The 12,501-nt window shown below is 52.8% G+C and carries 13 protein-coding genes; all 13 read right to left on the bottom strand.

Annotated features, from left to right (window positions below):
* Nucleotides 1-64: 64 nt before the first annotated feature.
* The 13 genes from ACX6CI_RS22340 to ACX6CI_RS22280 all read right to left on the bottom strand — a co-directional run bounded on the left by ACX6CI_RS22340 (nucleotide 65) and on the right by ACX6CI_RS22280 (nucleotide 12,419).
* Nucleotides 65-1,129 carry a dipeptidase gene (locus ACX6CI_RS22340; protein ID WP_458775863.1) on the bottom strand — a complete coding sequence of 355 codons (1,065 nt, stop codon included), beginning with the start codon at nucleotides 1,127-1,129 and terminating at the stop codon, nucleotides 65-67.
* 47 nt (nucleotides 1,130-1,176) lie between these two features.
* Nucleotides 1,177-2,535 carry a metal-dependent hydrolase family protein gene (locus ACX6CI_RS22335; RefSeq protein ID WP_458775862.1) on the bottom strand — a complete coding sequence of 453 codons (1,359 nt, stop codon included), beginning with the start codon at nucleotides 2,533-2,535 and terminating at the stop codon, nucleotides 1,177-1,179.
* 51 nt (nucleotides 2,536-2,586) lie between these two features.
* Complete coding sequence (locus ACX6CI_RS22330) at nucleotides 2,587-2,757, bottom strand: hypothetical protein (RefSeq protein WP_458775861.1); 171 nt, start codon at nucleotides 2,755-2,757, stop codon at nucleotides 2,587-2,589.
* 131 nt (nucleotides 2,758-2,888) lie between these two features.
* On the bottom strand, nucleotides 2,889-4,196 hold the full coding sequence (locus ACX6CI_RS22325) for a serine hydrolase domain-containing protein (protein ID WP_458775860.1): 1,308 nt from the start codon (nucleotides 4,194-4,196) through the stop codon (nucleotides 2,889-2,891).
* Between the two features lie 38 nt (nucleotides 4,197-4,234).
* A complete protein-coding gene (locus ACX6CI_RS22320; RefSeq protein ID WP_458775859.1) occupies nucleotides 4,235-4,546 on the bottom strand; it encodes a hypothetical protein in 312 nt (103 codons plus the stop codon).
* Nucleotides 4,543-5,826, bottom strand: coding sequence for an ABC transporter permease (locus tag ACX6CI_RS22315; protein ID WP_458775858.1), 1,284 nt, complete (start codon nucleotides 5,824-5,826; stop codon nucleotides 4,543-4,545). Before ACX6CI_RS22315 ends, ACX6CI_RS22320 begins: the two co-directional genes overlap by 4 nt.
* A complete protein-coding gene (locus ACX6CI_RS22310; RefSeq protein ID WP_458775857.1) occupies nucleotides 5,820-6,602 on the bottom strand; it encodes an ATP-binding cassette domain-containing protein in 783 nt (260 codons plus the stop codon). Before ACX6CI_RS22310 ends, ACX6CI_RS22315 begins: the two co-directional genes overlap by 7 nt.
* A 15-nt stretch (nucleotides 6,603-6,617) precedes the next feature.
* Entirely contained in the window at nucleotides 6,618-7,382 is a 765-nt protein-coding gene (locus ACX6CI_RS22305; RefSeq protein WP_458775856.1) for a DUF3299 domain-containing protein, read from the bottom strand.
* Nucleotides 7,383-7,436: 54 nt separating this feature from the next.
* A complete protein-coding gene (locus ACX6CI_RS22300; RefSeq protein WP_458775855.1) occupies nucleotides 7,437-8,165 on the bottom strand; it encodes a DUF3299 domain-containing protein in 729 nt (242 codons plus the stop codon).
* Between the two features lie 135 nt (nucleotides 8,166-8,300).
* Nucleotides 8,301-9,608: a serine hydrolase domain-containing protein gene (locus ACX6CI_RS22295; protein ID WP_458775854.1), complete on the bottom strand. Its 1,308-nt coding sequence runs from the start codon at nucleotides 9,606-9,608 to the stop codon at nucleotides 8,301-8,303.
* Nucleotides 9,609-9,646: 38 nt separating this feature from the next.
* Nucleotides 9,647-9,937: a hypothetical protein gene (locus ACX6CI_RS22290; protein WP_458775853.1), complete on the bottom strand. Its 291-nt coding sequence runs from the start codon at nucleotides 9,935-9,937 to the stop codon at nucleotides 9,647-9,649.
* 16 nt (nucleotides 9,938-9,953) lie between these two features.
* Nucleotides 9,954-11,069: a dipeptidase gene (locus tag ACX6CI_RS22285; RefSeq protein ID WP_458775851.1), complete on the bottom strand. Its 1,116-nt coding sequence runs from the start codon at nucleotides 11,067-11,069 to the stop codon at nucleotides 9,954-9,956.
* Between the two features lie 36 nt (nucleotides 11,070-11,105).
* Nucleotides 11,106-12,419, bottom strand: a complete 1,314-nt coding sequence (locus ACX6CI_RS22280; RefSeq protein WP_458775850.1) for a serine hydrolase domain-containing protein — start codon at nucleotides 12,417-12,419, stop codon at nucleotides 11,106-11,108.
* Nucleotides 12,420-12,501: the final 82 nt, after the last annotated feature.

The following is a 12,501-nucleotide window of genomic DNA, read 5'->3' as shown; positions in this document are numbered from 1 at the left end:
ACTCAACGGTGTTCCAGTCTGGCGAATGAGGCCTACCCAAATGTCGGCCTCTCGTCTCTTTAACTCAACCCCAGACCTGACCCAGGATCCGCAGCCAATTTCCTCCCCAAATCTTGGAGATATCCTCTTTCTTGTAGCCTCGGGCAAGCAGGGCCCCAGTCAGGTTATACATCGTGTCTGGAAGATCGATTCCCTCGGGGTAATGCCAAGGTGGTGGCGGGTAGGTGTCTGGACTCCAGTCCCCTTTATCGACTAAATACTTATAGAGGGCCTTGGCATCTTCGTTCGGGATTGTCCCAGCCTGTCCCAGCATGTAGTCCATACCGATTCCGACATGGTCAATTCCAATGAGCTCGACCATATAGTCGATCATGCGAATCATATCCTCCATACTCGGACGGTTATCCTTGTTGGTGGAAATGAACGGTGGCCAGCCCGCAACGCCACAGATGCCGCCTTTTTGAGCGACGGCTTTAAGCACCTCATCGGGAAAGTTACGGTCGCTCGGGATCACCGCGCGCGCATTACCGTGGGAGCTGACTACGATACCAGACCCTGCATCGATCGTGTCCAGCGCGGTTTTTACGCCGCTGTGCGCCACATCCACGATGATCTTCGCCTCGTCCAGAACTTTGATCAGTTCACGACCTTTCTGGGTTAATCCTTTGTCCTCCTTTTCCCCACTGCCGTACCCGAACTCACTCTTCTGGTTGTAGGTCATTTGGCAGATTCCTATGCCAGCCTGCTTGAAAAACCAGGCCCACTCTATATTGCCGTACAACGGATTGGGTGGTTGAATTTGGTAGACCACGCCCAGCTTGCCTGTCTTCTTGGCCTCATGGATATCCGCGACCTTCTTGATCAGCATGGTGTCGGGATCTTTAGCCATATGCTTGGCGACATAAGTTAGATAGTTCATTGTTTCTTCTAACGAGCGGCTGCTTATAGTAGTAAAAACAATGTCAGCGCCTCCCTTCTTATAGAGCTCCCAAGGATCGACCAGGAGTTTTCCCGGTGGAGGGAAGCCAAGGAGCGGACCAGTTGCATCAATTGCGATCATCTCGTCGTGGATACTCCGAAAGTTCTCTGGATATTGGGTCAAATCGATACCTTCTATATTCTTCATCATAATCCCCTTTTTAGTGGAGAGAACCATCAGCAAGGCTCTCGAACAGCTTACTTAACCGTGTTCTTGTAGATTTTGCCGTCCTTCATAATCATGACAAAGTTCTTCTCAGCATCGGCAACGAGGTCGATATTTTCCAGAGGATTACCATCAATTAATATCAGATCCGCATAGGCACCTTTTTCAATCACGCCGAGCGGCCCTTGTTGGTATGGGTTGCGAGGACCGCTTAGCATCAGCAGTTCAGCATTGTCGGAAGTAGCCATTTTGAGGACTTCATACGGAGTAAACCACAGCTTCATTTTTGCTAACAACTTTCCCTGTAATGCAGCTGAAGAGGGATCGAATAAACAATCGGTGCCGAAAGCAATTTTTACACCCATTTCTTTGGCCATCTTGTAATTCCTAGACGTTCCATCGGTTACTTCGATGAATTTTGCCGTGCTGATTGGGTTATCGAACTTCAGCGCGTCCTCGTCGTTCAACAGCGGCTGAGCGCTTAACCAGACGCCATTATCCTTCATCATCTGCAAGGTCTTTTTTTCTTTAATCAAATTACCGTGTTCGATCGATTTGATCCCAGCCTTAACCGCGGTCTGAATGGCCGCATCGGTAAAAATGTGTGCAGCGACATAGGTGTTCCAGGTTTTCGCCACATCAACAACTGCTTTCATTTCTTCGAAGGTATATTCTTGAACATCCACGGGGTCATAAAGAGAGGTAACGCCGCCACCGCCAGCAATCTTGATCTGGGTGGCGCCCATGCGCAGGATTTCCCGGGCACCTTTGGTCACTTCAGGAACACCATCCGCCAGCGCAACAAGCCCAACACGTTCCCAGTATGGCAAGGCGTCCGCCGAATTTGAAGGAACATCATTCTTCCCATTGAAATCAAAGTGGCCGCCTGTCTGGCACATTGGAGGACCTGATATATACATACGCGGTCCAGGATATTCGCCAGTATCCGTGAGTTTTTTAACGGCAAATGGGTTTCCTCCGATGTCGCGCACTGTGGTAAAACCTCGCATGAGGGTTTTCTCGGCACCGACAAACCCCTTAATGGCTACTTCGCTCATGTCACCGGTCGTAAGTGTGCTTACCGGAATATTCGCGTAGTAGGTGTGCCAATGCACGTCGATCAGACCAGGCATCAACGTCCGCCCGCCTCCATCGATCATGGTTACATTGTCGGTCTGAATGACGGCCAAAGGTTCGCTGGATATCGTCTCGATCAGATTGTCCTTGACCAGCACATGCATGTTCTGATGAAGTTTTTCGGTTTTACCGTCGAAGATATTGACGTTGCTGATGAGCGTCAGTTTCGGTGCAGAGGGCTCTGCTGCCTGTGCGAAACCTGGCATACATAGAATGACAGCCAGTAAAGCGATTAAGAGTTTTTTAAATTTCATTTGTATTCTCCTTTTTAGTGAAGAGAACCATTAGCAAGGCTCTCGACCAGCTTAGTTAACCGTGTTCTTGTAGATTTTACTTGCCATTACAAACGTTTCATCACCGTTTACTGTGATGCGCTCCCCTGAGCCAATTTCCTGTGCAACCACACCGATGCGGCCAACCAGTCCCTGCGAAAGCTTCTCAAGCTTTTCAGAAATATCTTGAAAATTATGTTCCATGTACCTTCTTCTTTGAGTGCTGTACTTATCTAATTTGAGTGTCTGACTATCTTTTTGTCAGGCTTTCCATTCCTCCTTAGACTTACAGGGTTCGAAACATTACGAACAGTATCTCCTTTTGAATCCTCTCTCTATTCTCCATGAAGCATTTTAGCGGCAGCACGTTGGAAGGCGCCGGCCTTGAACTCGCCGTATCCGTCGACAAATGGGGTGGTGGAGAAGAATACGCTGGCAAAATCCCGTTTGGGATCGACGTAAATCATCTGGCAGAGGTTGCCACTCTTTGCCATGGCACCGTCTTCCCAAATGTAGTCCCACTGGATCGCATTCCCCATGGCGGCCTCATTGAAATCTGCTTTAGAAGTTTCAATTTTGGCTCCCTTCAGGTAGCGCTCCTTGTCGATATTATCGTAGAAGACCTTCAATAGATCCTCATCCACAATGCGCTCGGAGGAGACGGCATTCCAACTTGGTGTGAACATCGTTCCGAACCTTGTGTAGTCTTCCAAGGTGACCGCGACAAAGCCGAGCGGAAGCGCGAATCCCGTGGGGCTCAAAGGGAACAATATGGATCTTCTCGCGTGCACTTTGGACCACACACGATCTTCAAAAATCAGACCCCATGGCTTCTTTTCAACGTTCTCCGCCATCTTGGTGAGGATCGCCGTGTTAATAGATGCGTAACGCATCACCGCTCCCTGCTTTTCATCTCCGGGCAGCTTGGTTTGATCTCGCGCCACGTCGATCCAGTCTTCCACCTCTCCAGTCGTGGCTCTTGGGCTGCCCGCGCAGGCTGCTAGAAATCGGGTAACCGCCGAGTCAGGCTGCAGGATGTGTTCGATGGTTTCTTCGTTGTCCAGTGCGGTACACATGTTCGCCACGCTGTACACGGTCACGCCATCCCAGGCCGTGTCTTTTAACTCAGGAATGTAATCAACGATGTTTTTCGTTTCGTCGACCTTGCCTTCCTTGATCAACTGGGCCACGACAAGCCCGCATGTGATTTTTCCCGTCGATGAAGTCAAGTGACGGTCGCTTGGGCGCATACCAGGGTAGCTTTCATAAACCACTTTGCCCTTGTGCACCATCATCATGCCCTGGGCTCGATACAATGGATCGTTCATATACTCTTCGAGAGTAATATCACCCTTGCTCGTTTGCTGCCTTACATTCCGAATTTCCGGTTTGATATTTCGCTCAAGAGATTTGTATTCCATGCTGGGTGCGGATTCAGAGGAATACATGAACTCCTGCAAGTGCATGGCGTAATAAAGGGCGTGATCGCCGCCCATCTGAAAGTGAAAATTGTTCCAGCTTTTACGTGCCTTGGAGACATACTCAGGTGTAAAAGCCTCTTTGGTAATTGCGGCACTAACGGGTAGTGTGACTCTCGCGCCGTCCACTTTCAGCGCGTCTTCGATGATCTTGTTGTTGCTCATGGTTTTGTGCTCCTGTATTGAATTTTTTTCTCATTTGACTATTCGCCAGCGCAGTGCTTCGCGGCAGCCCGCATGAAGCCCAGCGCGCAGTCGATGCCCGCAGTGTTGTCAGCTATGCCGAACCCCATGGCGCAGAAGTCACGCTTGGGATCGACGTACCGGGATACGTATGACGCGAGTCGCATATTTTCACTAATTTTGCATTGGCAGCTGTCACCATGTTTTTTTGCAGCAACAGGGTTGAAAATCAGGTCTGTTCCAAAGGTAGTCTTCACGTCGAGCTTCCTGGCCATTTGAATCCCTTGAACGTTACCCTTTGTAACGCCAAAAAATTTCTTGTCTTGAATCAACTTCCCATCTCGGGACTGAGCCCGTCAGAGAGTGAACGACGGTAGCAACGCATCGCTGGCAACAGTCCAGCCAGCAGACCAGCCGCGAGCAGCCCCGAAAACAGTGGCACGATGGTGCTCCCGGAGAATGCAGCGGACAGACTCAATCCATACTGCTGGACCAGCGTGCTCTCCAGTGCCGACAAGGTTAACGCCGCAAAAAATATCCCCACCATCACGCCGCCGAGGGTGAGCAGAAAGGCTTCACCGATGATCAGCAGAAATATGTGCCGGGGCCTCGCGCCGACAGCGCGCAACACGGCCATTTCGTGACGGCGCTCTTCCAGTCCACTCCAGAGAACGGTCAGCATTCCCACCAGCACGACAGTGATCACACACCATGACATGCCACGCAGTACCTTCTCGGCCACGCCGACAATCTCCCACAGCTCCAGCAGCGCCGGGCCGGGCATGACAGCGCTGAGCGGCTCCGCTGGCCATTTTTGGAGATGTGCCTGCATAAACAATGCGGCCCCACGCTGATCGAGGGCTACCAGCATCGCCGAGATCCGCTCCGGAGCCTTAACCAACAGGCGGGCTTCTTCGGCACTGAGTTTGTCAAATGCATCAGGGGGTCGCCCATCCACCCAGTCGGCGTGCATCGCTTCGATGCCAGCCAGGCTGACATGGATCGTACGATCAACCGCCGTACCAGTGCGCTGCAGGATGCCGACAATGCGGAACGGTTTGTCCTGATGGCTGTGCTTCTCATCCATCGCGGCTTCCAGGCCATGCTCAAGAGCGATCTGCTGGTTCAGCCGGTAGCCGAGCCGTTCGGCGACCTCGGCGCCGATCACGGCGTCGAAAACATCAGCAAAAGGATTTCCTGCAGCAAAGGCCAGCGGCTGCGACCGTCCATAACGGAAATGCTTGAAATAGTCTGCCTCGGTGCCCATCACCGGGTAGCCATGGTGCGAATCCCCGAAACTGACCGGCAGTGCCCAGGTCACCCCGGGAAGTGCCGCGATCTGGCGGTAGGACTCGAAAGTCATCCCGCGCCCTGGCGTGCCAGTACGAAAGACCACCCCCATCAGCAACTCAACCGAGCCGCCGCGAGGTCCCACAACCAGGTCAACCCCGGAGACGCTGCGCGTGAAAGCCTCGCGGGCCTCTGTCCGGATCTGTTCGACGACGATCAGCACGGCAGAGCCCAGACCTATACAGGCAACCGTCAACAACGCAACGAAGCGCCGCGAACCAAGACTGCTCCAGGCCAGGGTTAGCAGAGAGCGCATCAACATAGGCCCCCCTCCAGCGCCAGGTGTTGTTCGAAATGCGGACGCAGACTGGTATCGTGGCTGACGAGTACGATCGCGGTCTTGGCGCTGCACGCCTCCGAGAAAAGCAACTCCAGAAAGGCGGCGCGATTGTCGGCATCAAGGGCCGAGGTCGGTTCATCAGCGAGCACCAGCGAAGGGTTTCCGATCAGCGCCCGCGCGGCGGCAACCCGCTGTTGCTGGCCGACGCTCAAACGCGCCGCGCGACGCGACTGGATTTCCTTGGCTCCGAGCCCGAGGGCGGCGAGCAGGCGCCGCGCTTCATCCTTGAGTCCACCGCCGCTTTCGGCCGCCTGACGACGTGACTTGGAGAATCGACACGGCAAAAGGACGTTCTCAAGGGCACTCAGGTAGGGGACAAGGTTGAACTGCTGAAAAATAAAACCCACATGGTCAGCCCTGCGCAGATCGCGCTGAGCTGCTGTCAGCGCCGCCCAGCTCTGACCGAGGATTTGGATTTCCCCCCGCTGCGGTAGCAGCACCCCTCCCAGCAATTGCAGCAAGGTGCTCTTGCCTGAACCGCTTGGTCCTTCGAGCAGCCAATGCTCATCTGATTTGACATTCAAATCTGTGATTCCGATCTGGAACGAAGATGATGGCCAGGCAAAACTCAAATTTTTCACCGCAAGAACAGGCGACAATCGCAACTCAGACAGGGGTGCAACTTCGACCTTCGTAGTCTGTGGTGCGGACGAACCTTCAAGATCCTGCTCAGGTGCGGTTTGAGCCTGTTCGTACATCAAACTATCTCCATACTATTTTTTATAAAGTTCAATAGCGTCGGCTTCAAGCGTGTAGCTGCGCGGAATATCTGCGCTGCCATCAATCAAATAAAGTTTCGTTGTGCCATCCTGTGTAATCATTTTTCCCTGTACCCATACTGGCGTAAATTGCCCATTAACCTCAATCCCTTGGGCAAATTTCACCAGTACGATTTGATTGGCTGGAGGTACCGGCTCATGAATGCAGGCACCGACGTATGGAACGAGCAGGAATTCCGTTATCTTCAGTCCATCCATCTCGAGTGGCAGGACATAGCCGGCGAGTCGGACCTGCTGTTCGTTCAGGGTTTCGTTGACCGCTTCCATCGCGTGCTTTCGCTTGGCGGCAATCTCTCCGCGCAAAGCGAGCAAACCATCAATATCAATATGGTCCTTTTCAAGCCGCGTTAATGCGTTAGTGAGCCTTTCCGCTTGCTCTGGTGTAATGTCCACGCCTTCCGACTGTAGCTGTCTTGTTCTGGAGACCACCACCAGGTCGAGCTTCTGATCAGGGGTCAGCTTAAGAAAGGGGTCGTTATATATCTCAACGTGCGGGATAAGATTTTTCCAGGTGATTAGCTGCACCTTTTCAGTGGGTGCAGCCAAGGCGATGCCGGCGAGGCCGACGAGAAAGGGTAGCGAAGCCAGAGCGTATAGCGCCAGCCATCTGCAATAAATGCTTCTTTTGGATATTCTGAATGACACTGCGTAAGCTCCTTTTGTGACAATAGCTGCAGTCAGTTTGAGAAAACCCATCATTTACAGGTTTTTCTCAGTATAGGCCCATCTTTTTGCATGTACGCGGCCGATATGTCAGCGCTCGGCACCGTTGGTGACAGTTTTCTCCGATACACCACCAACGCCATTCCCGCCCAAATCTTCCCGTTGATCGACAGTGTTGGCGTATAAAGTCCAGCCGCTGAGCATGCGCGCCTCTCCATCGAGGATGTATATGGTGGCATCGCTGGCTTCAACTCGCAGCTTGCCGGACACCTGAACCGGCACATAAAGAGACTGGCCCTGCGGGTCGTCCATCAACCTCACCCGAACGAGCTGGTTCGTCGGAGGGGCTGGAAGATGACTGCACATTCCCACCTGGGGGACCAGATAGCCGAAGTACGTGCCATCGGCGGCCTGCGGCGCGGGGATCAGATAGCCCGACAGCGTGACCTCGACCTTGTCCAGAGCGGGGTTCGTGGCCATGCGCGCGGTCTGCCGCTTTCTGGCGACGTCCCAGCGCTGGGCTAAAAGCGCATCGACATTTTGACCGTTGATCTCAAGCATGTCCTTCGCCGCGCTGCGTCGGGCAGTGAGCCTGGCCCGGTCGTCTTCAGAAAGATCATTTTGCGAGAGCTTCTGATCCAACTCGATCAGAAGCTTCAACTCATTCAGCAAACGGAACCCCATGTCTCGGTAGGGGTCGTCGAAAACGACGGCTAAAGGGTCCGCAAGGTCTGAAAAACCGATCTCTTCAGGTTTAGCAGACGCCTGGGTGGCGGCCAGCATGGCCGCCACCACAAAAACGAATACCCAAAACCTCATATCACGCCTCCGTTTCTGAAAGTGTCATGAATACTTTTCGCCCTTCGCAGGAAAAGCACCCGTGACATCCGGATCCGGCATCCCGGTGGAGTCTTCATCATTTTCTCCAAGGTATGTTGTTTGTTTGGTGCTTCGTTATTCCCCGGCCAGCATCTTGGCGGCAGCACGTTGGAAGGCGCCGGCCTTGAACTCGCCGTATCCGTCGACAAATGGGGTGGTGGAGAAGAATACGCTGGCAAAATCCCGTTTGGGATCGACGTAAATCATCTGGCAGAGGTTGCCACTCTTTGCCATGGCACCGTCTTCCCAAATGTAGTCCCACTGGATCGCATTCCCCATGGCGGCCTCATTGAAATCTGCTTTAGAAGTTTCAATTTTGGCTCCCTTCAGGTAGCGCTCCTTGTCGATATTATCGTAGAAGACCTTCAATAGATCCTCATCCACAATGCGCTCGGAGGAGACGGCATTCCAACTTGGTGTGAACATCGTTCCGAACCTTGTGTAGTCTTCCAGCGTGACCGCGACAAAACCGAGCGGAAGCGCGAATCCTGTGGGGCTCAAAGGGAACAATATGGATCTTCTCGCGTGCACTTTGGACCACACACGATCTTCAAAAATCAGACCCCATGGCTTCTTTTCAACGTTCTCCGCCATCTTGGTGAGGATCGCCGTGTTAATGGATGCGTAACGCATCACCTCTCCCTGCTTTTCATCTCCGGGCAGCTTGGTTTGATCTCGCGCCACGTCGATCCAGTCTTCCACTTCTCCAGTCGTGGCTCTTGGGCTGCCCGCGCAGGCTGCCAGAAACCGGGTAACCGCCGAGTCAGGCTGCAGGATGTGTTCGATGGTTTCTTCGTTGTCCAGTGCGGTACACATGTTCGCCACGCTGTACACGGTCACGCCATCCCAGGCCGTGTCTTTCAACTCAGGAATGTAATCAACGATGTTTTTCGTTTCGTCGACCTTGCCTTCCTTGATCAATTGGGCCACGACAAGCCCGCATGTGATTTTTCCCGTCGATGAAGTCAAGTGACGGTCGCTTGGGCGCATACCAGGGTAGCTTTCATAAACCACTTTGCCCTTGTGCACCATCATCATGCCCTGGGCTCGATACAATGGATCGTTCATATACTCTTCGAGAGTAATATCACCCTTGCTCGTTTGCTGCCTTACATTCCGAATTTCCGGTTTGATATTTCGCTCAAGAGATTTGTATTCCATGCTGGGTGCGGATTCAGAGGAATACATGAACTCCTGCAAGTGCATGGCGTAATAAAGGGCGTGATCGCCGCCCATCTGAAAGTGAAAATTGTTCCAGCTTTTACGTGCCTTGGAGACATACTCAGGTGTAAAAGCCTCTTTGGTGATTGCGGCACTAACGGGTAGTGTGACTCTCGCGCCGTCCACTTTCAGCGCGTCGTCGATGATCTTGTTGTTGCTCATGGATTTGTGCTCCTGTATTGAATTTTTTTCTCATTTGACTATTCGCCGGCGCAGTGCTTCGCGGCTGCCCGCATGAAGCCCGGCGCGTAGTCGATGCCCGCGTTGTTGTCCGCTATGCCGAACCCCATGGCGCAGAAGTCACGCTTGGGATCGACGTAGATGCCCTGTCCCAGGTTGCCGTGCTTGAACATGGCGCCATCCTCGAAGACACTGTCCCACATGACGCCCTGAGACTTCGGTGCATGACCGAACCAGTCCAGGTTATAGCCCTGCTCGACCGACCCCTCGTATGTCTGGATTCTGGCGGTAGAACGATAGATCTTGTCCATTTCGTCCGACGGAAATCTACTTCCAGACCTGCTTGAACACCCGATAGACGTTGCCGCCTATGACCTTGCCGCAGTCTTCTTCCGAGTAACCATTCTCGAGCATCTTATCGACCAGGGCCGCGATGAACTGATACGGTGCAGGAGTAGGCACTCCCTTTTTACACATATCCTGGAACATATGCCCGCCCCGGGGATCAGGGAATATGGCATCAGCCAAGGGGGTCTGCCCCGATTCAGCCGTAACGTAGACATCAGGGATAAAATCAGACGCATACCCCACATGATCGATACCAACGAGATTAACGATATGGTCAATATGCTTGAAAATGATGTCGGTGGTCACGATATCAGGATTGGTTGGATCCATAAAACCACCCACCGTGTTGATACAATGTACGCCACCACTCTGAGCTAAGGCCTTGGTGACTTCGTCAGTATGACATCTGGGATAATTATTGATGGCTTGAGAACCGGAATGGGATGATATGACAGGGTCCGTGCTGCGTTCAATCGCTCCGAGTGATGTATTGATACCCGTATGACTTACGTCTACCACCATCCCATATTTGTTATACGCATCAATCAATGATTTACCATAGATGGTCAAATGTCCATTATCCGGTTCGAAGGCTCCGTCACCAACCGGGTTTCGAGCGTTATAAGCCAACAGGCAATACCCATAACCCAACTGTCGTAAAACACTGACTCTTTGCGGGTCTCCTTCCATGATGTCGGTACCTTGATGCGTAAAAAAGATGCCCAACTTATCTTCAGCGATGGCCTTGTCGATATCGGCGGCAGTTCTCACCAATTGGTATTTGTCCGGACGCTCATGGAACTTCGCCAAATAGAGCTCGAGGGCTTTCATGGTTTCTACAAAACTTGCACCAAGGGCATCTGCAGTCGTACATGCTGCGATTGCCGTAAAACCTGCGGCCTTGACTTTGTCCATTTCGTCATGGAACTCGGGTACCTGTGGCGAGCTCCACTGAATAGGTACAACGCCTGAAAATAAGGTGTCGATCGCGATTGATTTTTGGACAATCTCCTTCGCCTTATCCGAGGACTCATATTTATGTAACCTCTGCGGTGTCTTGTAGTAGGCTTCACGCTTTTCTTCTGCTGTCTTCATTTCTGACTCCTTTTCATTGAATTCTTTCTCATTTGACTATTCACCGGCGCAGTGCTTCGCGGCTGCCCGCATGAAGCCCGGCGCGTAGTCGATGCCAGCATTGTTGTCCGCTATGCCGAACCCCATGGCGCAGAAGTCACGCTTGGGATCGACGTAGATGCCCTGTCCCAGGTTGCCGTGCTTAAACATGGCGCCATCCTCGAAGACACAGTCCCACATGACGCCTTGAGACTTCGGCGCATGACCGAACCAGTCCAGGTTATAGCCCTGCTCAACCGAACCCTCATAGGTCTGGACCCTCGCGGTAGAGCGATAGATCTTGTCCATTTCGTCCGTGACGATCCTTTCGGAGGCCACCTTGTTCCAACTCGGCGTGTGCAGCATCGCGAAACGCAGCATATCCTCGGCCGTGGTGCTCATCATTCCGTAGCCAACACCCATGCCGTCTGGCGCCAGGTGGAGTTGCATCGGGTTGCGGAACCCCGTCTTTTCCCAGACGCGCTCCTGCAGCAGGGTGCCAAAGGGTTTCTTTTCGACGGCTTCGCAGATCATTTGCAGCACCAGCGGGTTCGCCGAGGAATACCGGTAAGACTTCGGATCACCTGGTTTCTCGCCGCTGGGATGCCGCTTTACTGTCCGCAACTGCTCGATATAGGGAGTGTCGTATTCACCAAGGAAGGTGTGGTGGAAATTGTTGATCCACGATCCGGGAGCAATAATAGAAACCATTGTTTCCTCGACATCGAGACAGGGCGACATGGTGGCCGTGGCCCAGACCGGGATTTCGTCCCAGGCGGAGCCTTGCAGGCCGGGGACGTATTTGCTGGTCATGTCGTCCAGGTTCACCTTGCCTTCGGCCACGAGCTGAGCGAGAAGCAGCCCGGAGGTCGTCTTTCCGGTTGACATCCAGAGATGAGAATCGTTCGGCTTCATCCCGGGATAATCCTCGAAGACCACCTTGCCCTTGTGCGCCATCATCATCGCCTGTTTGCGCGCCGGACCAACCAGAAAATCACCAAGCTTTTCGGTGGATGTCCCGTCTTTTTTCTTAAAAGTCAAATCCTTCAGACGGGAATCAATGGCACGTTCCAGTTCGGCCACGGGGCCATCTGGCATAACCATTTGCGTGTGCATATATTGAGACATATGGCCGTTGTAATAAATGGAGTCATCACCGCCCATTTGCACACCCCAATAGCTAAAGCGCTTTGTGATTGCATAGTATTCTTCCGCGCTTAACGACTGCTTGGTCTTGGAAATGGGAGTCGTTCTTTCGGTTACCGTATTGCCGGGCATCGCCGCGATATGGGCAAGTTCACTTTTTACTTCTTCAAGTGTTTTTTCAGTCATACTGTATCCTCTCTAAACGTTTTCAGTGTCTGCTTCGGGTTGTCAAAGCAGTGGGAAGGCGGCGGTGCCCAGCACTGCCGCG

This window comes from Desulforhopalus glucosivorans (genome assembly GCF_054397165.1).
This window is presented reverse-complemented; position numbering and strand designations above follow the sequence as displayed.